Here is a 20,394-nt window from a genome sequence, read left to right as displayed (position 1 = left end):
CATTTTCACTCTCCCACTGCTTAGGATATTGCACAGAAAAGGCCACATTATGCAATCTCAGATGCAAAGTTAAGCCGATGGAAAGGCCACTTGCACCAATGAAACATCATCACTGCCAAAGGCATCGGGCGCTGCATGGCTCTGCACTTGGGCAATCAACTGGGGCAGCGCCGGCACAGGGTCTTGGGTGTGGGCAGCAATGAGCAACTCCCTAAAGGCTTCGAGACCCCAAACCCGATTGTCGGTTGTTTCAAACTCATAGATGCCGTCACTAAAGAGGTAGAGAACTGCCGAAGGGGGGACTTCAATCGTGGCTTGGCTAAAGACCATGTCAGCAAACATGCCAATGGGAATGCCCGGTGTCTTGAGGAGAGTCGCTCGCCAGCCATCAGCCTCAGGGGTGAGGAGCAGTGCCGGCGGGTGTCCACCACTGGCATAGGTCAACTGCCGTGTTTGGCGATCGTACACGCCGTACCAAATCGTGAAATACTTCTCGTGCTGATCCGTCATTTGAAAGCCATTGTTGAGGGCTTCGAGGACTTGGGCAGGGTGCCGATAGTCAAATGTGCCGCTCGTTTGCTCTCGCGTGGTGCTGCGCAGGAGGTTCAAGACGGAGACCGAAGGCAGAGCCGCCCCCAAGCCATGGCCGGAAACATCGAGAATGTAGAGCACTAAATAGCGATCGCCCACCCCAAAAAAGTCAAAGCAATCGCCGCCCAACTGACTCGACGGCAAAAAGTAGTAGTTAATTTTGCAGGGGGCTTCTTGGGGAGCCGGTAGGAGCGATCGCACATAATCCGCAGCCTCGTGCAGTTCCGCCTCTAGGAGTTGTTTCTGCTTGAGCAGATCTTGGTTAAGTTGATAAAGGCGCAGACCCGCCTGAATCCGTGCCCGCAGTTCATTGGGGTCAATGGGCTTGGATAAGAATTCATCCGCACCAGCATCTAAGCCCTGAATGCGATCCTCCAGTTCCCCCTTGGCGGTCAGCAGCACAAAAAAACTGCGGGAGAGTTCCTGATCCTGCTTGATTTGACGGCACACCTCTAGGCCGTCCAGTTCGGGCATCATCCAGTCGCAGATGATCAGGGCGGGTTTCTCAGCGGTGGCGATCGCGATTCCCTCGCGGCCATGGCTAGCAACCGAGACCTGGTAGCCCAGATCCTTTAGGGTTTTGCGCAGCAGCAGTCGGCTAGTAGGGTCATCATCAATGACGAGAATTCGATAGGGCTGGCGATCGCCGCTCATAGCTTCAGCCTGCAAAATCTCCCCCTAGTGTATCCCAAGGCTCTTGGCTATTTTGGGGTTTGCCTCGGATCAAGGGCATCCCGCAGGCCATCGCCAACAATGTTGAAACACAGCACCGTCAGTACAATCAGTGTGGCGGGTGCCCAGACTAACCATGGCTGCAACACTAAGATTGAGGCATTCGTTGCCAACGAGAGCATATTGCCCCAAGAGGGATCCGGCTGCTGAATTCCTAGACCAATGAGACTGAGTACCGATTCCGCCACAATAAAGCTGGGAATCGAGAGCGTTGCGGCAATCATCACGTAGGTTGCTGTCTGGGGAATAATGTGCCGCACAATAATATAGAGCGATCGCCCCCCCATTACCTGCGCCGCTTGGACAAAGGCCATTTCTTTGATCCCCAGAACCTGACCGCGAATCACCCGTGCTAGCCCCGCCCAACTCACAAAGGATGTGATTACGGTAATTAGCAAAAATCGCTCACCACTACTGAGTCCCGTGGGGAGTACTGCCGCCAAAGCCACCAGCAGATAGATGGTCGGCAGCGTCATCAGCACCTCAACGCCCCGCATCAAAACGGCATCGAGCCAGCCGCCAAAGTAGCCAGAAATTGCCCCCACCAGAATGCCAATCGGGAAGGCGATCGCCACCCCCACTAGGCCAATACTGAGGCTAATGCGGGCACCAAAGAGCAGCCGACTGAACTGATCGCGTCCTTGGTCATCCGTGCCCAACAGATTCAGATAGCCCTTACCCACCGTGCCAAAGAGATGGCGATCGCTGGGGAACCCGGCAAAGATCGTACGTGGTTCAATTTGTGGATTGGTGAGACTCCAGCGAGTCGGTAGGGGCAGGGTAATTTCCAAGAAGCGATAGGGGCTGCCCTTGACAAAGAGGCGAATCGGCGACGGTTCCTGCCAGTCTACAATCAGAGGACGTTCCCCTGTTTCCAAGTTCACAGGCCCCAAGCGGGTGGGATAGACATGGGGGCCAAGCCACTGACCGTTGGGGGTGCGCCAGTAAATGCGGGTAGGGGGCAGCAGCGCACCCTCCACTTGAAAGGTATAGGGACTGTAGGGAGCAATAAAATCCGCGGCGATCGCCAGCAGGTACAACGTCAGCAACACCCCCAAACTGACCATCACTAAGGGGTTGCGCCGCAACGCTTGCCAAGGGGTCATTCGTCACTCATCCGCTAGGGTACAGCCACTATACAGCCTTTTTGCTATCCTAGGGCTGCTCTGACAGACTCAATGCCGACATGTCTTCCCTCTTTTTAGAGAGGCATGATGCTATAGATAAATTTGACTCAAAAATCAATAAGTGATAAATAAAACTTAACAAACTAACATCAAATTCCTTTTCTTGTTAAATAGATTCGGTATCACTATATGATTATACTGATTGCTTCAAACTAACATATTGTTAAAAAAATACTTTGTGTTTCAAATAAAGTGGTAACTTGATTAAATCTAATGATTTCTAGTCAGATCATTCTCGCAGGCTCCCTTTTTCTCTCTAGTGCGGGTACCTGTTGATTAAAGAACAATTGAGTTGCTTTATTCATTTGAATAGTGTTCTGACAGAGGAAATATAGAGCGAATGGAAAAACCAAAGCCCCTAACTGGTAAAGCGCTCTTGCAGCGATTAAGTGAACTGGGTTCTGCATCCCGTAAAGAAGCCGCAAAGCTCTGTGGCTACTATCGCGTCACAAAATCTGGTGAGGTGCGTGTTAACTTAGGGAAATTTTACGAAGCGGTACTCGCTGCCGGCGGACTAGAAGTCCAGTCATCAGAAAAAGACGTCAATGGTCAATCAGGACGGGGGCGATCGCCCTCCTATCGAGTGAAGGTGCACCAAAATGGCCAGATTGTCATTGGTGCTGCCTATACCAAAGCCATGAACCTAAAGCCGGGGGATACCTTCAAAATTAAGCGGGGGTATAAACATATTCATCTCTATCTCATCGATCCAGAAGAAGTGGATGGCGCCCCCACAGAGTAATCAATGGTTTGCCCTAATGATTGGCAATAGTCGGCAGCACTGGGCTCTCTTTACGGGTGAACACCTCAGCCGCACTTGGCACCTCACCCCTGAGGAATTTGCCTTTAATCCTGCCCAAAACTATCCCAACCTCCCCTGCTGGGGTGCGAGTGTTGGTGCTGTGTCCTTGCACCAAGTCTATCCGACGGCGATCGCCCTCACCCTCGAGGATATTCCCATTCCTCGGATGTACCCCAGCCTAGGGATTGACCGTGCCCTTGCCCTCTGGGGAGCGCTTCAGGTTTATGGGGCACCAGTGTGTGTGGTGGATGCGGGAACTGCATTAACGCTGACCCTAGCCAACGATCGCGCTGAATTTGCGGGCGGTGTGATTCTCCCGGGTGTTGGGTTAATGGCACGAGCACTGGCGGACTATACGGCGGCGTTACCCTATGTGACGCTTCCCCCCGAACCACCCCCCCGTTGGGGAACCACTACTACCACAGCGATTGAAAGCGGTCTTTACTACGGTACTGCCGCCATGTTGCACGCCTATCTGGGCGCCTTTTTTCAGGCGTTTCCCCAAGGTACGGTGATTGTGACCGGGGGCGATCGCCCCTTTCTCAGTGAACTGTTAAAGACATTTTTAGATGCCGATCGCTGGCATGAAGATGATCATCTGGTTTTTTGGGGGATCCGCGCCCTCCGCAACCCAACCGTTAAGATAGAAATGCACCCGATGAACAGGATTGACGACTTCCGCTAATGGAGCGACGGGATGACTTTACGGATTTAGCCTTGGGACTGGTTTCAGCCCAGAGCTTTCCGGCGATAGTGGGCATTGCCGATCACATGCTCAAATCCGCCGATGTCCTCCTAGTGGGCTATGAAAAAATTGGCAGTGGCCACTGTAGCGCGATCGTGCGCGGGCGAATTGCCGATGTGCGTCTAGCTGTGGAAGAGGGCGCTGAGCGGGCACAGCAGTTTGGTCAAGAACTCAGTACCTTAGTCATTCCCCGGCCTGACCCCAACCTAGAGAAAATTCTTCCGATTGGCAGTCTCCTCGCCCAGATTGCCTCTAAAAGTCGCGGCCATCGCCTCAGTAGCCACGCGGTTGGCCTATTGGAAACGCGAGGATTTCCAGCCATGGTGGGGGCAGCGGATGCCATGCTCAAGGCGGCAGATGTGATCCTAACGGCCTACGAAACCATTGGCGCCGGTCTATGTACGGCCATTATTCGCGGCACGGCCTCCAATACCGCGATCGCCCTTGAGGCCGGGATGGCAGAAGCCGATCGCATTGGTGAACTCCATGCAGTGATGTTGGTACCCCGTCCCCTTGAGGATTTGGATCAATCGTTGCCCTTGGCACCGGCTCTCCAGCGAGAACTCCAGCCCCTGCGGCTACCGCTGACGCTCAAGCAAAAAGAAACCGAACCCCTTGCCCTCCAAGGCGCGGCTCAAGAGAGTGTGGCCGTGGAAGCGCCTGCCGAAACGGTGCCCGTCGAACCCTCTGCCAATCCCTGACCGGCAATCCAGCCCGTTGTCCACGCACTTTGCAGGTTAAAGCCCCCCGTCACGCCATCAATATCGAGAACTTCGCCCGCAAAGAATAGCCCCTCACAGCAGCGGCTGGCCATGGTCTTAAAGTCCACTTCCTTGAGAGCCACCCCACCACAGGTGACAAACTCCTCTTTGAAGGCGCCCTTGCCAGCGATCGCGAAGGTACCTCGGTGCAAGGCCTCCGCCAGAGCCAGCAGTTGTTTTTTACTGAGGTGTGCCCAAGTTTGCTCAGCCGGAATCCCCACGCTGGTTGTCCAGTAGCTCCAGAGGCGGCGCGGCAGCGGAAAGGGACAATGGCTAGCGATCGCTCGCTTCGGGGTATGGCTACGACAGGCTGCCAACTCCCCTTGAATCTGCGGCAGTGACAGATGGGGGAGCCAATTCACCACCAAGGTGCCGCGATAGTTCTGCGCCGCTAAGGCACGCGCCCCCCATGCCGAGAGTTTCAAGACCACAGGGCCACTCAAGCCCCAATGGGTAACGAGAATAGCACCGGTTTGGGTTAAGGGCGGCTGCTGCAACAGTTTGAGGGTTGCTTCCACGGGTTCGACACTGAGGCCTGAGCGCTCCTGCAAGAGCGGGTCATCAATGTGAAACGTAAACAGCGAAGGGACGGGGGGAATAATGGTGTGTCCCAATTGTGCCGCCAAGCGATAGCCTTGGGAACTACTGCCGGTGGCCAGAAGGACGCGATCGCCCACAAGGGGTTGAGGCTGCTGAGCAACCGTGACTTGAAACTCATTGCCGACTTTCACCATCTCCTTCACCGCTGCGCGGGTACGGAGGCGAATGCCCAGAGCCGTTGCTTCTCGCACCAGACAGTCAATAATGGTTTCTGAGTCATCACTGACGGGAAAGACTCGCCCATCGGCTTCGGTTTTCAACTTCACCCCCCGCGCCTCAAACCAAGCGATCGTGTCTTGGGGTTGGAAGCGACTAAAGGCACCCCGCAAGGCCTTGCCACCACGGGGATAGTGCTGCACCAATAGCGCTGGATCAAAACAGTGGTGGGTGACATTGCAGCGACCACCACCAGAGATGCGGACTTTGCTCAGCAGCGTTGCCCCAGCTTCTAAAATCGTGACGAGATTGCGAGAATTAGCCGTCGCACAGGCGATCGCTCCAAAAAATCCAGCGGCACCACCGCCGATGACTAAAATGCGCTGACCTGCCATCAAGATTCCAAAGGAGAAGGATAGGTATGTTCATCGTTGTCGTTTTTGCCGTTGCGATCGCGCGCCAAATGCAGCTGTTGATGCAGCCGACCCACGGCAATCCCCTCTGTGGCCATCAGGTTGAGCACCCGCCGCCGAAACTCCCGCCCCACGACCCATTGTTGTCCTGGCTGGGTTTTAATCCAAATGCGCACGAGTAAGCCACTGGCGGTAATCTGATCAATTCCTAGAACTTCTGGCCGCTCCAGCATCTTCAGTTGCCACTCCGGTTCTTCGTAAAAGTGGATACTCAAGTCATTCAGCAACGACAACAGGCGATCGGGATTGGTTTCAATATCCACCCACAGTTCGAGATTAACCCGTGACCAAGTGCGGGTCAGGTTGGCTACCTTGGTAATCGTACTATTGGGAATTGTAATCAGCTGACCCTCGGCATTGCGCAACTGAGTAATGCGCAAATTGAGATTTTCCACTAAGCCGGAGTAGGGTTCAATTTCCACCACATCGCCAATGCCGTACTGATCCTCCCAGACAATGAGCAGACCATTGATAATGTCCTTCACCAAGTTCTGTGACCCTAGGGAAATGGCCAAGGCTAAAAAGCCCCCCACAGCGAGAATGGAGGAAACAGGTACCCCTAAGGAACCCAAGATAACCACTAGTCGAATCAAATAAATGACAACGGTCTTAAAGCCGCGCATCACTTCCACAGTGGTACTAATCCGCAGGGTTTTACGCTGGGTATCAGCAAACTTGAGCAGATTATTTTGCTCCCAGAAAACACGAATGCGATCAAAGGCCAAGTCAGCAAATTGATTCAGCAGCCCCGTGCCAAACCAGACCACCATCCACAGAATCGGCAAGCCATAGACTTGGGAACTCAGCCAGCGGGTCATGGGGAAGAGGCGTAGAATTGCCGCTAGGCCGAGTAGCCACAAAGCCACTTGTCCCCACAACAGTAGATACCGAACGAGACTAATGAGCTTGATGCGCTGCTTGAGAAAAAAGTGGTGCCGCAGATGGGGCAGAAGCGGCAAAACCCACTCCGGTTCCGTCGTTTGAGTGGTCACTGTGTCCAGTTGCCCTTGTAGATGCTTGCGTTGGCGGATCAAGAAGCGTTGCACAATTAAAATGACGAAACTACCTGCACCCACCTTGATAAAGATCAAGACAGCCTCCTGAATTTGCGACATCAGGGCTGTGTCGGTGCGTTCCTGAATCGCTCGGTTCATCTGCTGTTGCAAAATGTCTCGCCACTGCTGGGCAAGGGTTTCAGGGGGCAGTTGATGGTAGTCGCTGTCGGCCTCTGTCACCGTCAGGAGGCGAGTGGTGCGTTCCGCTTGGCCAATGCGGGCACTGATCACCAACACATTATTGAGGCGAGCCACACCAATGTTTACAAGTTCGGGCGATCGCCGTCGCTGGCGGATAGCACTATGGAGGACGCGCCGTAGATTTGACTCAATGAGTTCAGCGCGCACTTCAACGGGAATGGCCTCACTGGGATGAGTGCGATCGCGCACCGTCGGCGCAGCAATGGTAAAAAGGGTGCTGCCATCGAAGCGAACATCGGCAATTTCCAGCTCACCAATGCGGGTAACACCGGGAGGTGGGGGGGTGACTGCGGTTTGACTGATGCCGGGTACGGCGAGCTGAGCCACACTTGGCCAAGGAGAGAGAATGGCTAGCAAGAAGGTCACAAGGGCGATCGCTCCCCACCGCCATAATCGCTGATACCCGTTGATCATTCGCACGTACTGATATTCTGCACGGCAACACGAACTAGGACTATCCTCTCACCTTTTGAAGGCTGAACTCAGTTCACGGTTCCCTAGGGGCAGTCGACCCTAGCTTGCAGCACCTGCTCCCTTGCCACATCGCGGATTAACGAGAGACGCGAGGAAATGTAGCGTTCCAGATGATAGCGCTGGTTATGCTCTAAAGGATAAACGTCACTAAACTGCGTCACCAGCCACCCCTGTAGGGCGTGATCATCCATACTCAACAATCGTCCCACCTGTACTTGCTCAACAAAGTGCCAGAACTGCCGGAGGAGAGAGGGGGTCATACTTGCCCTCCTTTTAAGGTTTTCTTTAGATTTTACCTATCTACTACCATACGTTGCCCCTCGGAAATTGGGGCGCAATCTGCTGAAGCTGCAACTAAAGTTAGGGAATCCACATGAAGTCCTGCAAACTTCTGTTGCGATTTCTAAAGTGCAGCCCTCCTGCAAACCTGTGATTCTTTGGGGATGCTCCGCTAACGGTAGGGCGGTGAACCGCTAAAATAGTAAGGCTTTACCAACATACTCACAAATCATTGGGGTCTATGCGCACACACTACTGTGGCGATGTTCGGCTAACGGATGTCGGAACAACCGTCACCCTCTACGGTTGGGTGGATCGGCGGCGTGATCATGGCGGCGTGATCTTTATTGATTTGCGCGATCGCTCCGGCATTGTCCAAATTGTCAGTGATCCCCAGCGCACTCCCGACTCCTATGCTCAAGCCGATCGCCTGCGCAGTGAGTATGTGGTAAAAATTGTTGGCCGTGTCAGCAAGCGCCCTGCGGATTCGGTGAACCCAAAATTGGCCACGGGGGACATTGAGATCTACGCCGATCACATTGATGTCCTCAATACGGTGCGCCAGCAACTGCCCTTTGCCATCTCCAGCACCGAGAATGAGCCAGTGCGGGAAGAGGTGCGGCTGCGCTACCGCTATCTTGATCTACGGCGGGAACGGATGGCACGGAATTTGCAGTTACGCCATCGCGTTGTCCAAGCCATGCGGCGCTTCCTCGAGGATGAGGCGGGCTTTATTGAGGTGGAAACTCCTATTCTCACCCGCTCGACGCCGGAGGGGGCTCGCGATTATCTAGTGCCCAGTCGCGTGAATCCGGGAGAATGGTTTGCCCTCCCTCAATCGCCGCAATTGTTCAAGCAGTTGTTGATGGTGGCGGGGTGCGATCGCTATTACCAGATTGCTCGCTGCTTTCGCGATGAGGACTTAAGGGCCGATCGCCAGCCAGAATTTACGCAACTGGACATGGAAATGAGCTTCATGGATCAGGATGAAATTATTGATCTCAACGAAGCACTCATCTGCCACATTTTCAAAACCGTGAAGGGCATTGATCTGCCGCGCCCCTTTCCCCGCCTGAGTTACCAAGAGGCCATGGATCGCTATGGCACCGATAAGCCCGATACCCGCTATGGCCTTGAACTGGTGGATGTCTCCGATATTCTGAAAGACTCTGGTTTCAAAGTTTTTAGTGGCGCGATCGCCCAAGGGGGCGTGGTGAAAATTTTGCCGATTCCCAATGGTAACGACCGCATCTCGAACGTGCGCATTAAACCCGGCGGCGATCTCTTCCAAGAGGCCACCACTGCCGGCGCCAAGGGGCTGGCTTATATCCGCGTTCGCGACAACGGCGAGATTGACACCATTGGTGCCATCAAGGATAACCTCTCCCCAGAGCAGAAAGCCACGCTCTTAGAGCGCACGGGTGCCGAGCCGGGGCATCTCCTCCTGTTTGGGGCAGGGGATACGGCAACGGTGAATAAAACCCTTGATCGCCTGCGCCAGACCATTGCCCGTGAATTTGACCTCATTGATCCGACGGCAACCCATCTGCTGTGGGTGGTGGATTTCCCCATGTTTGAGTGGAATGCCGAAGAAAAGCGCCTTGAGGCCTTGCACCATCCCTTTACGGCACCCCATCCCGCCGACCTTGAGGATCTCAAAACTGCCCGTGCCCAAGCCTACGATCTGATCTTCAATGGCTACGAAGTGGGCGGCGGCAGTCTGCGCATTTATCAACCGGAATTGCAGCGGCAAGTTTTTGAAACCATCGGCCTTGATGAGACGGCTGCCCAAGAAAAATTTGGCTTCCTTCTCGAGGCCTTTGAATTTGGTACCCCTCCCCACGGGGGTATTGCCTATGGCCTAGATCGCTTAGTCATGCTCCTTGCCGGCGAAGACTCCATTCGCGACACCATTGCTTTCCCGAAAACCCAACAGGCGCGTTGCCTTCTTACCGGTGCCCCCAGCAGTGTTGAGCCACAGCAACTCAAGGAACTCCATGTGGCTTCCGCCAAGCCCGCAAAAACCACTGCTAAAACCCAAGTCTAGGCACGTAGGTCTGTTGGCCGATTCCACACCCCCTCTAGCAGCCATTCGCCGTTGACATCCCGCACCCGCTCAGTGCTCATCATATAAGCCCATGCTGTGCCCAAAGGTTGATGATTCAAGTCATACACTGGCACCTGTTGGCGATGGTAGGCATTTACTTCGGGAGCCAAGTTCGGATGGTAGCCTTCAAAGGCATCCAGCCGCGCCAATACGCTGGGAGGTGGATCATGAAAGATCAGTAACTCCCCCTGCACCCAACCTTCCTCAGCCGTCAGACCGGGATACCCCATCGGTAGGTGATAAAGGCGACCTCTCACCAGCGCTGATTGATGGGCACTCAGCCAAGGCCGACAGAGGATTTCATGGGGTTGATAGCCGGGTTTAAGGGTGCCATAGACAAAAAGGCGCAATAGGGTCATGTTGAAAATCAATTAGGTTCATGCCATCAAGGGCTTAGTTTAGCGACTTTCACATAGCTTTGTCCTCATCAATTCCAGACTGCCATCGGCGATAAACTGCACAGCGATCGCCAGAATCAGGAATCCGAGAATACGGGTTAATGCACCGACACCCGTTTTGCCCCACTTTTGCATCACAGATTCACCTAACAAAAGACAAAGATAAACTACGCCACTAAACAATCCAATTCCCAATAGACAACCGAGGTACTCTTCCCAAATTTGGCAGCGTGTTGATAACGTCATCGTCACCCCGATCGCCCCTGGGCCACTAATCAACGGAACCGCCATGGGTGTCAATGCAATATCGTCTTTATCAATGGCTTCGGCGTGCTCCTGAAGCGTTAAGCGCTGATGCGAAGTGACCATTTGCCAAGCGGTGTGAGCGACAATTAAGCCCCCAGCAATGCGCACCACTGCTAAGGAAATCCCAAAAAAGCCAAGGATAAACTTACCCACGAGAAAGAAGGTGACTAAAACCGCGAAAACGTTCACGGCCGTTTCTTTGGCTTTCTGCCGACGGTATTTGAGGGGATGTCTAGCTGTTAGGGCACAAAAGACAGGCACTGCACCAATGGGGTCTGCAATTGGAAACAATGCAGCCAAGGTTCCCACCAGAAAGGAGACGGTTGGATGTAGCATTGCCGAAGAGTTGCTGCCCTACAAGTTAAGTATTTAAGACCGCAAGGATTTTTTGACTAATCGAGCGCAGTTGCTGTTGGAGGTCTTCGCTGGGCAGATTGTTACCACTGAATACGCCAGCACCAATACTACTGAACCGCCACTGCTCACTCATATAGCTAAACCCCACGATGTCTAGACCAATGGCACGGCGCTGGGGAGAGTCTGGATCGCAATAGAGGCGAATTTGCAGAAGCAAACTGCGGGCTTGCCAGCGGCGACTCCAGCCCGGTAGGTGAAAACCAATGTCAATTGAATCGGGATCCACTAGGTTGCGGGTATGGGGGTCATCGGCCCAAGGGTGCAGGTCTGCCCGCAGATCCGCATTGCACTGCTTAAAGAGGTGGACGATCGCCCCCAATTTGCTGGCCATCTGCACGGTCACTGCCTGCTCTGCTGCATTCACCGTCATTCTCTCCGCAACACCTTTGTTCCCAAGGTTAGCGAGGGGAAACCGCTTGATCAACTCTAGGGGTTGGCAGCGGTGCCAAAGGACGCTCAAGGCGGGGTTGCCCCACGGAGTAGCTCAGGGCATAGCTTTGCACCAAGAGCCAAAACCAAAGTTGTGGTGCCATGGGTTCTAGCCACGGTTGACAACGGCGCACCAAGGGGGGCAGCCAAAAGCCAAAGAGGGCATGGTACAGGGCATCCAAGCTAAAACTGAGGTAGCTTTGCAGCCAGCGCAGCAGATCCCCAACCCCCACCATTTCGTAGATCCACCAAAGGAGGCCGGGGTTTTGCCAAGCAGCTCGCAGTGCCATACGGTTAAAGGGGAGCCAACCCGCACGGTCTTTGATAAAGCGATCGGCCAATTCGGGGGATTCCTGGGCGAGGATGCCAAAAAAGGTGTTCAACGTGGCATTGACGCGCTCTGGGGGCAGGGGGCGATCGCTGGGCACCATCATTCCCCGTGAAAAGAGCCATGTCACCGCTGTATTGCTCTGATAAGCGCGAATTTGGTTGAGGAATTGCTTTTGCACAAGGTCATGACGCAGGGCGGTGTCCAGTAGATCCGTCAAGCGGGGCAGGTTGCGCACCAGGGAGCCAAAACCAGTAAACACCAAGGGAGACTGGAGTGAGGCGGCATCGCCAATGGCCAAGACGCGATCAAAGGCCACCGCGCGATCGCCCCGGTGGTGGCTAAAGTAGCCGGGGATGTAACCAAAGGTGGGTTTGACCCAAGTGAGTTGATCGAGATCGCAGCGGCGGTACTCCGGCAGGATGGTAAAAAAGTCCTCGTACAGTTCCAGCAAAGAGCCGGGAAACTCTGGCTGGATGTGGTGGTAGTGAAAGAGATAAATGGTGCGCTCTTCCCCCGCTCCCGGAAACAGTTCCCAAATGAGTTGCCGTCCCCGCGAAATATCGCCGTGGCTAAAGAGAACATCGCCATAGTTGCCATCCCAAACCTCTGGGACAATGCCCTTGACGATCGCCCCCACCGTCGGACAGACGCTATCATAGGCACGACCGCCGTTCAGTTGACGGGCAATGGGGGAGGCGGTGCCCATCGCATCAATGAGGACACGGGCGATCGCCTGTCGCTGTTCTTGGGTTTGGCGGTGCTGGGTTTGCAGAACCACACCATTGGGATGAATCGTGGCTGTCTCAAATTCTGTCCAATCCCAAATCTCACCCCCCGCTTGGCGCAGTTTCTCACCGCACAGATGCAGGAATTTGGCCGAGTCAAGGGCAATATTGAGAACCGTCGGGGTGTGCAGTACGGGTGCCCGACAATGGGGAGGACTAGTGGCATCAAAGAACTTGTTAAAGCCATCGCGGTACTCGCGGGCAATCAGGCTCTCAAACTCCGCAGTCGTAAACAAGCCCAAATCAATCAGACTCTGAAATTCCATGCGGGAGATATTCCACTCCCGATTCATGCGGCCAAAGGGCAACCGCTCGATCACCAGAACCCGATAGCCCAACCGCGCCATCACCGCTGCGTGGATCACCCCCAAGGCACCCCCCACATAAACTAGGTCATAGCGAGGGGGATCACAGGGTGTCGTTGCAGTGTGCAAAACAGGAACCGGGGGCGTGGGCTGTTGTACCCCTTGGCGCCAGCGTTGCTCCCACCAATAAACCCGCTCTAAATCCGCCTCACCTTGGGGCATGTGTTGGAAGTATTTCACGGTCAGCGGATAGCGATCGGCCAAAGCTTCAAAAATTGTCTTGCCAGCCGGCCAAGGGGGAAGCGCCTCAGGTTGCAGTGGAAAGGCCAAACGCAAATGCTGTTGAAGGTGTTGGAGACAGGCACGCTCCTGGGGGAAAGGCCGCTTTCCCCAGCGCATCACCTTGAGGTATGTGGTTCGCTGCAAGCTCCACAGGAAAATGGCCAGTTCCGTGGGCGCCTCAGGAACCTGCCAGCAACCCCCGGTCGGTTTTGGCGCAATGGTGCCAATGCGCGGCTCAAAGGTGTGGTGCAGCCAGTGAATCACCGCTGCGGTATCGGGAGTGGGCACCTCAAGGTATAACAGTTCTTGCATTTTGTTTCAAAAGTCCGCTAAGGAGCTTGACAACGGCACGATTTGGCGTAAACTTCACTGTACTAAACAGTTTAAGAGAGTTTACGGTTTCTCAGAATTACCCTGTTGCCCTATGCATTATCCCATTCCAAGGAGTCTCGAAGAAATAGCAGCCCTCAGCCAGCAGCCTGTCAGTGAAGAGGTGGTGGCGGCAGCGATCGCCGGCGTGATTACGATTTGCCGTGCCGAAGGCCACAGTTTGGCACAGGTGCAGGAATGGGTACTCGCCGAGGATGATCTGCTAGATCGCAAAACCCGCCAATGGCTCAGTGAAGCGGTGGCAATGGCTTGGTCAAGTGTCGAGGCAGGGGCAGTGACGACTGGCCGTGAGGGCGATCGCTAGGGCATCGGCAGCGTCATCGGGCTTGGGCAGCGTGCTGAGATTGAGTTCCCGTTGCACCGCCTGTTGAACGTCTATTTTCGCGGCATTGCCATAGCCGGTGAGGGCTTGCTTCACTTGGGGAGGGGTGAATTCCATTAGGGGACAGTGCAGTTGACTCAGGACTAAAAGAATCACGCCCCGCGCTTGAGCAACCACAATCGTATGGCTCATTTTGTAGAAAAAGAGGCGCTCCAAAGCCACTAAATCTGGTTGGAGGGCAGGAATTAACGTGTGCAGATCGCTGTAGAGACTCTGGAGGCGATCGCCCGCGGGCATATCCGCAGGAGTGGTAATCACACCAAAATCACACACTTGGCAGGTGTTGTTCTGCACCTCAATACAGCCATAGCCAAGGGTAGCAAGGCCGGGGTCTAGGCCAAGGATGCGCACACGTTCTAGTTCACGGTGCCGGTCAACAGATCCAAAATTGGTTTCGCCATCCAGTTCAGCCCCACCTTCAGTTGATGTTCAAAGGTGGGCATGCGGTAGAGGTAGGCCAGTCGCCGTGCCAAGTAAGCCAGAGGGCCATCGAGGGTCAGTCCTAGCCCTGCCAAGGCGGCGCGATCAGTTCCGAGGGTGAGCATCTCACCGAGATGGGAATAACGACAGGGCAGTAGCGGGCGATCGCTCAGACTGGCCCAAAGATTCCAAGCCGCATAATCCGCCTGTTGAAAAGCCGCCTGTGCCGTATGGGGAATCGGTTGTCCCTGTTCATCTACCGCATCCGCGGCATCCCCAAGGCCAAAAATCTCTGGATGATCAACGACTTGCAATGTGGGCATCACCTGCAGGCGCCCCGTGGAGGTTTTGGGCAAATCAAGGGCAGCAATCACCGGCGAAACCGCTGTACCCACCGTCCACAAGACAATATCAACGGGCAACTCATCCACGCGGTCTTTGTATTGCAGGGAAATCTGATCCGCAGTGACAGCAACCGGGGTTGTTTCCAAATCAATCCAAACCCCCCGCTCTTCAAGGGTACGCAGAGCTGCCTTGCGATTAAATTCTGGAGAAGACTTGAGAATCTCGGTGTTGCGATCCACCAAACGAATGCGCCCGCGGCTACCTAAGCGCTCTGCCAACTTACAGGCCAATTCCACGCCACTGGGACCAGCACCGACCACCACCACGCGGATGCGATCGCGATCGGAGCGCTCCCGCCGTTGCAACGCTTCTTCGAGACGGTAGGCATCACTGAGAATTCGGAAGGTCAAGGCATACTCTGCGACACCGGGAATGCTGTTTTTAGGGGTTTCCCCTCCCAAGGCGAGAACCAGTTTGTCGTAGGTGAGCGGGGTGCCCTCAGTCAAGTGCACCGTTTTTTCCTTGAGATCCACAGCGCTCACGGTTCCCTGATGAAAGACGACCGGGGTCTCCTTGAGCAACTCAACAAAGGGCGGGGCAATTTCCCACGCCTGTAGCTCCCCTGTAATTAATTCGTAAAGGAGGGGAGTAAAGACAAAGCGATCGCTCTGATCCACAAGGGTGATCTCTGGAGGCGCAGACCAAGGAAATTGAGCAAGGCGGAGGGCGGTATAAAGGCCGCCAAACCCACCACCTAGAATACAAATTTGGCTTGTCACCGCTGATTCCGTTATGACGCTTTCCCACTCAGTATAACTTGCGCCTCTGAGAGGTCAGCAATTTGTGGCACTGCTCGGGTCTCCTTGATACTTGGATCTGGCAAGAGCGGGCGATCGCGCCGCAGCCAAATCGCTTGCAGACCAGCACCTTGGGCACCGAGGACATCATCCTCCCAACTGTCACCAATGTGCCAAACCTGAGAGGTCGCATAGGGGGTCACCGCCCGCTCAAAGATCAGCCGATTCGGTTTCGCCGCCCCCACCTCACTGGAAATCCACACCTCCTTGAAAAACGGCGCTAACCCCAAGGCCTCGAGGACACCATACAAACGGCTATCAAAATTGGACACCACCCTCAGGGGAATATCCTGCGTTTGCCAATTCTTCAAAGCAGGCAAGACATCCTCATACAGAGACCAAGGTTCAGCCGTGGCATAGTAGGCAAAGACTGGAGCAAAAAACGTCTCAAAATCAGCAAATTGATCCAAGACGCCCGCGCGGCGAAATGTGTCTGCCGCAACCCCTTGCCACCACCGCAATTCTGCCTCTGCCCGTTGTGAAGCCTCAAGATCAGGGAAAGCGCAGGGCGGGGTAGCCCTAAAGGCCTTAAAGAAGGCCACATCTAATGCGGCTGAATCAACCTGAACCCCGACTTCAGCAGCAAAGCGACCATAAACGGTACCCACGGATTCCCGTAGGCCAAAGAGGGTGCCGACCGCATCGAGGGTAATGAGTTGGGGCGGATCAGGCCGGTGCATCGGAACTAGCATCTACAGCGGGTGGGGGAGAGGTCTCCTGAGCACGACGCTTGCGTTCTTGCTCCACAAGTTCTTTCATCAGACTGCGAGCCTGATTGATTTTGTCGAGGTTGCTGCGGTAGAGTTCAAGATCCCGCTTGACTTTCTCGATCGGCAGCTTAATGACGGGAGCCAGTTGATCCAGTGTCTCGTTGAGATTCGTTGTCAGATCCCCCGCCAGCTCCTCAAGGAAGGCATACAGTCCTACCGCATGGAGGCGGCTATATTTGCCCTCGTGGTTGAGGCTGTTGAGGGGGGCACTGGGTTGACCCCTGTTGAGTTCATCGAGGATTTGACTCAAGGGGCGGCCTTGGTACTGTTGCCAACTGGCGGCATCCGCCTGCAGCTGTTGCGGGTTCATTTCCTCAGCGCCGCAGAGGGCATGAAAAATACTGGCGCGATCGCCCTCAGGCTGATACCCCTCCATAAACTGGTCAAAGGCGGTCACGACCCCAAGGGCAAATAGGGGAGAGTAGCGAAAATCTACATTGACGCGCAGCAGGTGGATTTCGACCAGCAGTTCTTCAATAAAGCGACGGTAGATCGAGTGAATCGGTCGCGTGTGAGCTGCATAAAAGGCGCGTTTGGTATCAGAGACAGTTCGAGGATTTTGCACAAGCTCTGCCGATATTCGTTAAAAAATGTCATGATTCTTTACTATTATCGCCCATTGCGCTTTCCCAATCAATGATGCGTCCTGAGCTTGCCCTAGCCATCACTCAATTCAACAGCGGCGAATTCTATGCCTGCCATGACACCCTCGAAGCCATCTGGTTAGAGGCCAGTGAACCTGAGCGCACGTTTTACCAAGGTCTGCTACAAATTGCCGTGGCCTGCTATCACCTGAGTCGGGGTAACCAGCGGGGGGCGATTTTGCTGTTGGGGGAAGGGCGGCGTCGTCTAGAGCAGTGTGATCCGAACTTTTGCGGCCTAGATTTGACAGCCTTTTTGACGGCAGTGGCGGCGTTACAGGCGCAGCTTCAGATCCCCCTTGACTCGGAGCCAAAAATTCAGTTGCATCTTGCTGTTGCGCAATCCCTCGATCAAGCCTAGACCCCGACAGCCCTTAAAACTCAAGCTCATCCTCCTCAGAGGCTTCAGCAATTGGGGTGTCTGGACTTTCTCCCTCATCGGGTAAGCGAATAACCACCCCGTTAAAGAATCGTGCGAGTTTTTCGGCAGATTCACGCACAGGATCCGGGGCAGTGGTGAGAGGGGGCGGGGGTGGAGTAGAGGTTGGTTCTATGGGGGGTGGCGGTGGCTCTTCCCGTGGCTGAAAGGGAACGACGACAGCGGAGTGCGGCGGCTCCTTGGCTTTTGGCGCAGGCGTGGTTTTGTGGGGTAGGGGGGCAATCTCAAAGGCGACTTTGATGCGGCGGCCTAGAACTTGGGCAAAGGCGGCTTCAATTTTGGCTTGGTTATTCTTTGTCAGATTTAACAAAGTTTGATTAACAATGCCGATGTGCACCTCGCGATCGCTCATTTGTCGCAGGTGACCATGCTGCGAGAGCAGAGCATAGGTGCTCATTTGCATCTGCTGCAAGACCTGTAGTGCCTGTTCCCACACAGGTTCGGTATGATCTGCCCGCGGTTCAGGGGTTGGCTTGGGTTCAGGAGCTGGAGCAACCGTGTCTTTCGTGTCTTTAATTTGAATATGTTTGACTGGTGACTCTGACTCCTTGGGGGGTGCCGCAATCGCTGGGAGGTCAGGCTGAGGGGGCGAGACAATCGTGAGCTTCGGAATGGCAGTAGGCGCTACATTGGGCACACTGGATTGGGGTGCCGTTTCCGTCATCAACCCCAGAATGCTAATTTCCAGCCAGAGACGGGGTTGACTGCTCTGTTTGATTTGGCTTTCACAGGTGCGCAGATGTTGTTGGGCATGCAGAATCTCCTCAACGGACCATCCCTCAGCAACGGCAATCAAAGCCTGCCAAGTTTCTGCTGTCAGGGCTACCAAGTCCTGCCGTTCAGGGACGGTTTTCGCCAAGAGCAAATCACGGTAGAGACTGGCCAGATTTTGCAGAATTGTCAGCGGATCGCGACCCCGTTCTAGTAATTGGCGGGTGTGCTCAAGAACCGCCACCGCATCCCGACGGGCGATCGCCCCCAGCAATTGCCGCAGATCCTGTTCTGGTACTGCCCCAGCCAGTTGCCATACATGTTCTACGGTGATCCGTTCAGGATATAAGCTCAACTGATCCAGCAAGCTTTCAGCATCCCGCAGTCCCCCTTGGGACAATTGCGCCACCAGGGTCAAGGCCTGCGGCTCAATGTCAATTTGCTCCTTATCGGCAATGTGCTGAAGGTGGGCAACCATCTCCCCTAGGGGAATCCGCCGAAAATCAAACCGCTGACAGCGGGAAATAATTGTTGGCAAGACTCGCTGCGGATCTGTGGTGGCAAGGACAAAGACCACATGGGGCGGCGGCTCCTCTAGGGTTTTGAGGAGGGCATTGAAGGCCGACACACTGAGCATGTGGCATTCGTCAATCACATAAACTTTGTAGCGACACTGTACTGGGGCAAATTGTGCCTTCTCAATCAGTTCGCGGATATTGTCCACCCCCGTGTGGCTGGCAGCATCAATTTCAATCACATCTAAGCTGTTGCCGTTGGCCACCTGACGGCAGACTTCACACTGGCCACAGGGATCGGGGGTAGGCTTGGCACTCCTCAGGCAGTTGAGGGACTTAGCCAAAATACGGGCACTAGAGGTTTTACCCGTGCCGCGAGGACCACAAAAAAGATAGGCAGGGGCAATGCGCTCCTTGAGTAGGGCTTGGGTAAGCGTGGTGGCGATCGCCCCTTGACCCACTAGATCTGCAAAGCGTTGGGGACGATATTTGTGATGCAGGGGTTCGTAGGTCACTGCTGGGCTGCAATGGATATGCCAGAAGACGCTGATGGGTAAATGCCACGCATGTTATTCTAACAGGCCAACGATGGCCATAGGCTGACCCCCTGATGCGCCTGCGATGGAACCAGCCCTAGGATCTAAAACCAGCCTTTTTTGTTAGCAATGTATGTTCTGTGAAATTCTTGATCACTTTTGGTCAGGTAAATAATGCCCTCAATGAGGCCAATAATGGCTATGACAGGGGCAAGCAGGCCACAGGTCAAAAGACTCACCAGTAGCATGATCAAGCCCTCCGTGTTGTAGCCGAGAACAAACTTGTGAATGCCCAAGGCACCCAAGAGAATACCGCAAATGCCGGCTGCAGTTTTTTTCCCTGAAATATCGGAATTCGAGGTCATTGTCCCTTCCCCAATGGTTATTTTTGATACAGCGCGATCGCGCTCTCTTGACCTATATCCTTCAGGGTTTCAGGGGAACCGTCAAGGGGTGAGTAGGCAGTTTATTGATTGACGCAAGACGTGTCTGGTCTTAAGCGGCAGCGACCCAATCAGCAAGGGGTTCCCAGCGCACAGTGCGATCGCCCCCCACTTCCACCACCACTTTGAACTTCGGTAGGGTCTGGGTTAACTGTGCCAAGTAGGCAAATTCCTGCCTTGAGAGCCGCTTGCCATCAATCAGCCAAAGCACCAGTCCCTTGGCATTGGGGGGCAGGTTTTCCAAGTGGTAGGTCACTAGGGGGGGCTGGAAATAAACGCGAATGTCTTCCTTGCCCGTGTGAGCCGGACGAATCCCGTGCGCTTGGGTCAGGTAGGCTGCTAAATCCCCCAAACCCGGTGCGCTCATGTGCAAGGTGGTATAGCCCTTGGAACGCAGTCGCCGTTGATAACGACCCTCAAAACCACCCTCCGGGGGAACAAAGAGTGCCAATGCCCCAGCGGATTCTAAATCCTTGACAAATTGATAGCCAGCCAGCAGACCCATAGATCCTTTCTCACAGGTTTTAGC

Annotated in this window: 22 protein-coding genes; 6 read left to right on the top strand and 16 right to left on the bottom strand. The window is 54.5% G+C overall.

The window, feature by feature from the left end; all coding sequences use genetic code 11:
• Positions 1 to 69: 69 nt before the first annotated feature.
• Positions 70 to 1,245: a PP2C family protein-serine/threonine phosphatase gene (locus tag RHJ02_RS12710; protein WP_206201710.1), complete on the bottom strand. Its 1,176-nt coding sequence runs from the start codon at positions 1,243 to 1,245 to the stop codon at positions 70 to 72.
• A 47-nt stretch (positions 1,246 to 1,292) separates the two neighbouring features.
• A complete protein-coding gene (locus tag RHJ02_RS12705) occupies positions 1,293 to 2,429 on the bottom strand; it encodes an ABC transporter permease (RefSeq protein WP_302677340.1) in 1,137 nt (378 codons plus the stop codon).
• Positions 2,430 to 2,850: 421 nt separating this feature from the next.
• On the opposite strand from RHJ02_RS12705, the gene RHJ02_RS12700 reads away from it, so the two are divergent.
• From RHJ02_RS12700 to RHJ02_RS12690, 3 genes are read left to right on the top strand one after another with little or no spacing between them, the layout of a single operon-like run.
• Positions 2,851 to 3,252, top strand: a complete 402-nt coding sequence (locus RHJ02_RS12700) for an AbrB family transcriptional regulator (RefSeq protein WP_302677341.1) — start codon at positions 2,851 to 2,853, stop codon at positions 3,250 to 3,252.
• Entirely contained in the window at positions 3,233 to 3,997 is a 765-nt protein-coding gene (locus RHJ02_RS12695; protein ID WP_206200470.1) for a pantothenate kinase, read from the top strand. The genes RHJ02_RS12700 and RHJ02_RS12695 overlap by 20 nt, the downstream gene beginning before the upstream one ends.
• Positions 3,997 to 4,758, top strand: a complete 762-nt coding sequence (locus RHJ02_RS12690) for a BMC domain-containing protein (protein WP_310800286.1) — start codon at positions 3,997 to 3,999, stop codon at positions 4,756 to 4,758. The genes RHJ02_RS12695 and RHJ02_RS12690 overlap by 1 nt, the downstream gene beginning before the upstream one ends.
• Here the strand turns inward: RHJ02_RS12690 and RHJ02_RS12685 are convergent.
• The 3 genes from RHJ02_RS12685 to RHJ02_RS12675 form a co-directional block, all read right to left on the bottom strand.
• Positions 4,692 to 5,969 (bottom strand): NAD(P)/FAD-dependent oxidoreductase, encoded by a 1,278-nt coding sequence (locus RHJ02_RS12685; RefSeq protein WP_310438640.1) that lies wholly within the window; start codon positions 5,967 to 5,969, stop codon positions 4,692 to 4,694. The genes RHJ02_RS12690 and RHJ02_RS12685 overlap by 67 nt on opposite strands.
• On the bottom strand, positions 5,969 to 7,717 hold the full coding sequence (locus RHJ02_RS12680; RefSeq protein ID WP_310743879.1) for a mechanosensitive ion channel family protein: 1,749 nt from the start codon (positions 7,715 to 7,717) through the stop codon (positions 5,969 to 5,971). Before RHJ02_RS12680 ends, RHJ02_RS12685 begins: the two co-directional genes overlap by 1 nt.
• Positions 7,718 to 7,800: 83 nt before the next feature.
• Positions 7,801 to 8,037 carry a hypothetical protein gene (locus tag RHJ02_RS12675; protein WP_206200467.1) on the bottom strand — a complete coding sequence of 79 codons (237 nt, stop codon included), beginning with the start codon at positions 8,035 to 8,037 and terminating at the stop codon, positions 7,801 to 7,803.
• A gap of 260 nt (positions 8,038 to 8,297) precedes the next feature.
• Here RHJ02_RS12675 and aspS point away from each other — a divergent pair, with 260 nt between their 5' ends.
• Positions 8,298 to 10,103, top strand: coding sequence for an aspartate--tRNA ligase (gene aspS, locus RHJ02_RS12670; protein WP_206200466.1), 1,806 nt, complete (start codon positions 8,298 to 8,300; stop codon positions 10,101 to 10,103).
• Here aspS and RHJ02_RS12665 read toward each other — a convergent pair.
• Genes RHJ02_RS12665 through RHJ02_RS12650 form a run of 4 tightly spaced genes read right to left on the bottom strand, consistent with a single transcriptional unit; the run spans position 10,100 to position 13,728 of the window.
• The gene (locus RHJ02_RS12665; protein ID WP_206200465.1) at positions 10,100 to 10,522 is read right to left on the bottom strand and encodes a gamma-glutamylcyclotransferase; all 423 of its coding nucleotides are present in this window, start codon (positions 10,520 to 10,522) and stop codon (positions 10,100 to 10,102) included. The genes aspS and RHJ02_RS12665 overlap by 4 nt on opposite strands.
• Positions 10,523 to 10,561: 39 nt before the next feature.
• Positions 10,562 to 11,203 carry a MarC family protein gene (locus tag RHJ02_RS12660; protein ID WP_206200464.1) on the bottom strand — a complete coding sequence of 214 codons (642 nt, stop codon included), beginning with the start codon at positions 11,201 to 11,203 and terminating at the stop codon, positions 10,562 to 10,564.
• A gap of 25 nt (positions 11,204 to 11,228) precedes the next feature.
• Positions 11,229 to 11,648, bottom strand: a complete 420-nt coding sequence (locus tag RHJ02_RS12655; RefSeq protein WP_206201709.1) for a hypothetical protein — start codon at positions 11,646 to 11,648, stop codon at positions 11,229 to 11,231.
• 34 nt (positions 11,649 to 11,682) lie between these two features.
• Positions 11,683 to 13,728 carry a flavin-dependent dehydrogenase gene (locus tag RHJ02_RS12650; RefSeq protein ID WP_310438638.1) on the bottom strand — a complete coding sequence of 682 codons (2,046 nt, stop codon included), beginning with the start codon at positions 13,726 to 13,728 and terminating at the stop codon, positions 11,683 to 11,685.
• 112 nt (positions 13,729 to 13,840) lie between these two features.
• Between RHJ02_RS12650 and RHJ02_RS12645 the strand changes: the two genes are divergently transcribed.
• On the top strand, positions 13,841 to 14,110 hold the full coding sequence (locus RHJ02_RS12645; protein WP_206200462.1) for a hypothetical protein: 270 nt from the start codon (positions 13,841 to 13,843) through the stop codon (positions 14,108 to 14,110).
• On the opposite strand, the gene ruvC is transcribed toward RHJ02_RS12645, so the two are convergent.
• Genes ruvC through psb29 form a run of 4 tightly spaced genes read right to left on the bottom strand, consistent with a single transcriptional unit; the run spans position 14,060 to position 17,145 of the window.
• On the bottom strand, positions 14,060 to 14,539 hold the full coding sequence (ruvC, locus tag RHJ02_RS12640; RefSeq protein WP_206200461.1) for a crossover junction endodeoxyribonuclease RuvC: 480 nt from the start codon (positions 14,537 to 14,539) through the stop codon (positions 14,060 to 14,062). The genes RHJ02_RS12645 and ruvC overlap by 51 nt on opposite strands.
• Positions 14,540 to 14,544: 5 nt before the next feature.
• Positions 14,545 to 15,732 carry an NAD(P)/FAD-dependent oxidoreductase gene (locus RHJ02_RS12635; protein WP_310744630.1) on the bottom strand — a complete coding sequence of 396 codons (1,188 nt, stop codon included), beginning with the start codon at positions 15,730 to 15,732 and terminating at the stop codon, positions 14,545 to 14,547.
• Between the two features lie 11 nt (positions 15,733 to 15,743).
• Positions 15,744 to 16,490 carry an HAD family hydrolase gene (locus RHJ02_RS12630; RefSeq protein WP_206201708.1) on the bottom strand — a complete coding sequence of 249 codons (747 nt, stop codon included), beginning with the start codon at positions 16,488 to 16,490 and terminating at the stop codon, positions 15,744 to 15,746.
• Entirely contained in the window at positions 16,477 to 17,145 is a 669-nt protein-coding gene (gene psb29, locus RHJ02_RS12625; RefSeq protein WP_302677349.1) for a photosystem II biogenesis protein Psp29, read from the bottom strand. The genes RHJ02_RS12630 and psb29 overlap by 14 nt, the downstream gene beginning before the upstream one ends.
• Positions 17,146 to 17,216: 71 nt before the next feature.
• On the opposite strand from psb29, the gene RHJ02_RS12620 reads away from it, so the two are divergent.
• A complete protein-coding gene (locus RHJ02_RS12620; protein WP_310800285.1) occupies positions 17,217 to 17,582 on the top strand; it encodes a DUF309 domain-containing protein in 366 nt (121 codons plus the stop codon).
• Positions 17,583 to 17,595: 13 nt separating this feature from the next.
• Here RHJ02_RS12620 and RHJ02_RS12615 read toward each other — a convergent pair whose 3' ends face one another.
• From RHJ02_RS12615 to ndhN, 3 genes are all read right to left on the bottom strand, one after another.
• Positions 17,596 to 19,401, bottom strand: a complete 1,806-nt coding sequence (locus tag RHJ02_RS12615) for a DNA polymerase III subunit gamma/tau (protein ID WP_310800284.1) — start codon at positions 19,399 to 19,401, stop codon at positions 17,596 to 17,598.
• Between the two features lie 125 nt (positions 19,402 to 19,526).
• The gene (locus RHJ02_RS12610) at positions 19,527 to 19,787 is read right to left on the bottom strand and encodes a TM2 domain-containing protein (protein ID WP_206200456.1); all 261 of its coding nucleotides are present in this window, start codon (positions 19,785 to 19,787) and stop codon (positions 19,527 to 19,529) included.
• 130 nt (positions 19,788 to 19,917) lie between these two features.
• The gene (gene ndhN, locus RHJ02_RS12605) at positions 19,918 to 20,370 is read right to left on the bottom strand and encodes a photosynthetic/respiratory NAD(P)H-quinone oxidoreductase subunit N (RefSeq protein WP_149821379.1); all 453 of its coding nucleotides are present in this window, start codon (positions 20,368 to 20,370) and stop codon (positions 19,918 to 19,920) included.
• Between the last annotated feature and the right edge of the window lie 24 nt (positions 20,371 to 20,394).

This window comes from Thermosynechococcus sp. TG215 (assembly GCF_031583455.1).
In the GTDB taxonomy this organism is placed as follows: domain Bacteria; phylum Cyanobacteriota; class Cyanobacteriia; order Thermosynechococcales; family Thermosynechococcaceae; genus Thermosynechococcus.
The sequence above is the reverse complement of the archived record's forward strand: the minus strand, read 5'-3'. Positions and strand labels throughout refer to the sequence as shown.

What these genes read in the sequence shown, in the direction of transcription:
- RHJ02_RS12710 (WP_206201710.1), bottom strand. Translation starts at nt 1,245, where the DNA reads ATGAGCGGCGATCGCCAGCCCTATCGAATTCTCGTCATTGATGATGAC.
- RHJ02_RS12705 (WP_302677340.1), bottom strand. Translation starts at nt 2,429, where the DNA reads ATGACCCCTTGGCAAGCGTTGCGGCGCAACCCCTTAGTGATGGTCAGT.
- RHJ02_RS12700 (WP_302677341.1), top strand. Translation starts at nt 2,851, where the DNA reads ATGGAAAAACCAAAGCCCCTAACTGGTAAAGCGCTCTTGCAGCGATTA.
- RHJ02_RS12695 (WP_206200470.1), top strand. Translation starts at nt 3,233, where the DNA reads ATGGCGCCCCCACAGAGTAATCAATGGTTTGCCCTAATGATTGGCAAT.
- RHJ02_RS12690 (WP_310800286.1), top strand. Translation starts at nt 3,997, where the DNA reads ATGGAGCGACGGGATGACTTTACGGATTTAGCCTTGGGACTGGTTTCA.
- RHJ02_RS12685 (WP_310438640.1), bottom strand. Translation starts at nt 5,969, where the DNA reads ATGGCAGGTCAGCGCATTTTAGTCATCGGCGGTGGTGCCGCTGGATTT.
- RHJ02_RS12680 (WP_310743879.1), bottom strand. Translation starts at nt 7,717, where the DNA reads ATGATCAACGGGTATCAGCGATTATGGCGGTGGGGAGCGATCGCCCTT.
- RHJ02_RS12675 (WP_206200467.1), bottom strand. Translation starts at nt 8,037, where the DNA reads ATGACCCCCTCTCTCCTCCGGCAGTTCTGGCACTTTGTTGAGCAAGTA.
- aspS (WP_206200466.1), top strand. Translation starts at nt 8,298, where the DNA reads ATGCGCACACACTACTGTGGCGATGTTCGGCTAACGGATGTCGGAACA.
- RHJ02_RS12665 (WP_206200465.1), bottom strand. Translation starts at nt 10,522, where the DNA reads ATGACCCTATTGCGCCTTTTTGTCTATGGCACCCTTAAACCCGGCTAT.
- RHJ02_RS12660 (WP_206200464.1), bottom strand. Translation starts at nt 11,203, where the DNA reads ATGCTACATCCAACCGTCTCCTTTCTGGTGGGAACCTTGGCTGCATTG.
- RHJ02_RS12650 (WP_310438638.1), bottom strand. Translation starts at nt 13,728, where the DNA reads ATGCAAGAACTGTTATACCTTGAGGTGCCCACTCCCGATACCGCAGCG.
- RHJ02_RS12645 (WP_206200462.1), top strand. Translation starts at nt 13,841, where the DNA reads ATGCATTATCCCATTCCAAGGAGTCTCGAAGAAATAGCAGCCCTCAGC.
- RHJ02_RS12630 (WP_206201708.1), bottom strand. Translation starts at nt 16,490, where the DNA reads ATGCACCGGCCTGATCCGCCCCAACTCATTACCCTCGATGCGGTCGGC.
- RHJ02_RS12620 (WP_310800285.1), top strand. Translation starts at nt 17,217, where the DNA reads ATGATGCGTCCTGAGCTTGCCCTAGCCATCACTCAATTCAACAGCGGC.
- RHJ02_RS12610 (WP_206200456.1), bottom strand. Translation starts at nt 19,787, where the DNA reads ATGACCTCGAATTCCGATATTTCAGGGAAAAAAACTGCAGCCGGCATT.
- ndhN (WP_149821379.1), bottom strand. Translation starts at nt 20,370, where the DNA reads ATGGGTCTGCTGGCTGGCTATCAATTTGTCAAGGATTTAGAATCCGCT.